This is a genomic window from Promicromonospora kroppenstedtii DSM 19349 (assembly GCF_000515355.1).
GTDB classification, from domain to species: domain Bacteria; phylum Actinomycetota; class Actinomycetes; order Actinomycetales; family Cellulomonadaceae; genus Promicromonospora; species Promicromonospora kroppenstedtii.
In genome coordinates this window covers 30,553-33,806 of sequence record NZ_KI911691.1, presented here as the reverse complement: position 1 = coordinate 33,806, position 3,254 = coordinate 30,553, and the positions used below count along the sequence as shown (strand labels likewise).

The following is a 3,254-nucleotide window of genomic DNA, read 5'->3' as shown; positions in this document are numbered from 1 at the left end:
GTCCGGCTGCGCCGGGTCAGCCGGGACGTCGACGGTCGACGGCGGCGAGGTGGGCGGCGGGGTGCCGCCCGGCGGGGTGCCGGTGGCCGTGGCCGTGTTGCTCAGCTCGCCGGACTCGAGGTCCGCCTTCGTGACCTGGTAGGTCGCGGTGCAGGTCACCGACGCACCGGGCGCGAGGCTGGCGGCCTCGGCGGGGCAGTCGACCGGCGAGAGCTCGCCCGACCCGGAGAAGTCCGAGTCGTCCACCGTGATGTCGGTCAGCACCACGTTGCCGGTGTTGGTCACCTCGAAGCTGTAGGTGACCTTCTGGCCCACCTCCGTGATCTTGTCCGTGTCGGAGGTCTTGACCACCTCGATGCCGGGCGCAGGGGCGCTCGGGATCTCGTTGGTCGACGGCGGGGACTCCGGCGGCGGGGTGTCCCCCGGCGGCGTGCCCGAGGCCGTCGCGGTGTTGGTCAGCCCGGTCGAGTCGAGGTCGGCCTGCGTGACCTCGTAGGTCGCGGTGCAGGTTACCGACGCGCCCGGGGCGAGGCCAGCGGCCTCTGCGGGGCAGTCGACCGCCGACAGCTCACCCGAGCCGGAGAAGTCCGAGTCGTCCACGGTGACGTCGGTCAGCGTGACGTTGCCGGTGTTGGTCACCTCGAAGCTGTAGGTGACCTTCTGGCCCACCTCGCTGATCTCGTCGGTGTCGGAGGTCTTGACCACCTCGATGGCCGGTGCCGGCGGAGTGGGGACCACCACGGTCGACGGCGGCGACTCCGGCGGCGGGGTGCCCCCCGGCGGCGTGCCCGTGGCCGTCGCGGTGTTGGTCACCTCGCCCGAGTCGACGTCCTCCTGCGTGAGGGTGTAGCTCGCGGTGCAGGTCAGCGAGTCCCCCGGCGCCAGGACGACGTCGGCAGGGCAGGTCGCGACCGGCGCCTCGCCCGTGCCGGAGAACTCCGTCTCGTCGACCGTGACGTCGCTCAGGGGCACGTTGCCGGTGTTGGTCACCTCGAAGCTGTAGGCGATCTCCTGGCCCACGGTGAACGTCTCCGGGCCTGACGGCGTCGCGGACTTCACGACCTCGATCGCGGGGTCCGGGGCCTCGGTCGGCGTGGTCGTCTCCGAGGGCGGCGAGCCGATCGGGGTGTCAGTGCCGGGCGGGGTGCCCGTGGCGGTCGCCGAGTTGTCGACGGAACCCGCCTCGACGTCCTCGTCCGTGACCACGTAGGGCTCGTCGGTGGCGCACATGACGCTGTCCCCCGGCTCGACCGACGTCGCCTCGCAGGTGATCGCGCCCACCTTGGGGTCGTCGATCGCCAGGTCGTCGATCGCGACGTCGCCGGTGTTGGTCACCTCGAACGTGTAGGCGATGGTGTCGCCGGTGTCCGTGATGCCGTTCTCGTTGACGTCGACCGGCTCACCGGCGGTCTTGACGAGCTCCAGGCTCGGGTCGCCGAAGGTCACGGTCGAGGGGTCCGGGTAGTCCAGGCCGATCGCCGAGATGTTGTCGGGGCCGTTGGTGTAGCTGCCCGCCTCGTCCGAGGTCACGTTCACCGAGATGGTGCACGAGGCCATGCCCGCGTCCAGGTTGCCGGTGCCCGAGAGCGACGTGGCGCCGGCCTCGGCGGTCACGTCGCCGGCCGGGCAGTCCGTCCCGACGGCGGACGGGTCGGCGACGACCAGGCCCTCCGGGAGGGTGTCGGTGAACGACCAGCCGTTCTTGGCGGCCAGGTCGTTCGTGTTCGTGATCGTCAGCGTCAGGGTCGAGACGCCGCCGGTCGCGACCGACGCCGGGCTGAACTCCTTGTCGAGCTGCGGCGTCACGTCGAGCACGCGGATGTTGTCGTAGGCGCCGTCGTTGCCCTGGCCGCTGCCGTTCTCGTTGCGCATCACGATGCCGAACGAGCCGCCGGTCACGAGGTTCGAGCCGTCCGCGGGGAACCGCCCGCCGATCACCACGCGCGGCGTGCCGTCCTGGGCAGGTGCGTTGTACTGCGCGCCGCGCGGGTCGGTGCACGGGTCGATCGCGGCGTTGGACACCGCGATCTCCTCACCCGACCCGTCGACCAGGTAGAAGCGCAGCTCCGGGTGGGTCGACGTGCAGTTCTGCGCGACGGCGTCGACCGAGAACGTGACGAACCGGCCCGCGGTGGGCAGGGTCAGCGGGTCGGCCGTGCGGAACTGGATCTCGTTCGGCGTGGTGTTGCCCGAGGTGTAGGACGACGCCGCCGCGTTGCTCGCCGGGTCGGTGCCGTTGATGGTGCCGAGCGTGTAGGGCAGGGACATCAGCGAGTTGTACACGCCGATGCCCCCGGCCTCGGCGCCCTGACCGACGCAGTCGCCCACGACCCGCGGGCTGCTGTAGTTGACGATGAAGCCGTTGCACGCCGCACGGTCCACCCAGAACGGGTCCGCCGCATACGTGGTCCCGGCAGCCCCCGTGTAGTCGGTCAGGAGCACGTTCGAGTCCGCGTCCCGGTTCTCGAAGTCCTCGACGAAGAGGACCGTCGGCTCACCGGGCACGCCAGGGTTGCCGGGGGCGGCGACCGCGCTGGGCGTGACCGCCGTCAGCGAGGCGGTGACCAGGCCCGCCCCGACCAGGCTGAGCGCGGCCAGGATCGCGGGAACCCGTCCGCGGTGCCTCCTGACCGTCCCGCCCCGGGTGGTCCTCGTCGATGACCTTCGTGCGTGCATCTGCATTTCCCCTCGCTCACGGGCCACAGCGGCCCGTATCCAGTACGGCGAGTTCAATGCCATCCCCTCGGCGGCCGATCACCAGTCGGGGATCAAGAAATCACCAATCGAATCACCAACTCGCCGGCGTAATTCACCCGCTCCCCGGCGTCTGGTGAGGTGACGAGGGGTGAGCAGCCCCTTCGCCGAGCACGGCCGGACGGGACCAAGTCCGTGGTCGGGCCGCGGGGCCGGCGGAGCGGCCCCGAAGCCGGGGCGTCGTGGATCCCACCTCGTACGCCCCGCCGACTCGTGATAGTTCTTTGACTGCCACGCAGGACTTCTTTACCTGTTGAACGACGAACCACCGCACCGAACCGAGGGAGCGACGCGTGCAGGAGCAGGCGAACGAGCTGGTGTCCCCCGACAACCGCCCCGACCGGCGAAGAGTTCTGCGCACCACGTGGGCGGGCGCGATCGCCACGGTGACGGCGGGAGGCCTGCTGTTCGCGGCGGCGCCGACCGTCCCGGGCACGCACCTCGCCGGGGGCGACCGGGAGCGGCCGGCTCGGCACCACGGGCTGGTCGAGGCCGCGTCG

At 71.3% G+C, this 3,254-nt stretch carries 2 protein-coding genes; one reads left to right on the top strand and one right to left on the bottom strand.

Annotation, left to right across the window (positions count from 1 at the left end; all coding sequences use genetic code 11):
• A partial coding sequence (locus PROKR_RS16720) for a DUF7507 domain-containing protein (RefSeq protein ID WP_245605858.1) occupies nt 1-2,676 on the bottom strand: 2,676 nt, incomplete at its 3' end.
• 371 nt (nt 2,677-3,047) lie between these two features.
• On the opposite strand from PROKR_RS16720, the gene PROKR_RS35185 reads away from it, so the two are divergent.
• Nucleotides 3,048-3,254, top strand: a 207-nt coding sequence (locus PROKR_RS35185; RefSeq protein ID WP_036964848.1) for a hypothetical protein, incomplete at its 3' end; no start/stop codon positions are given.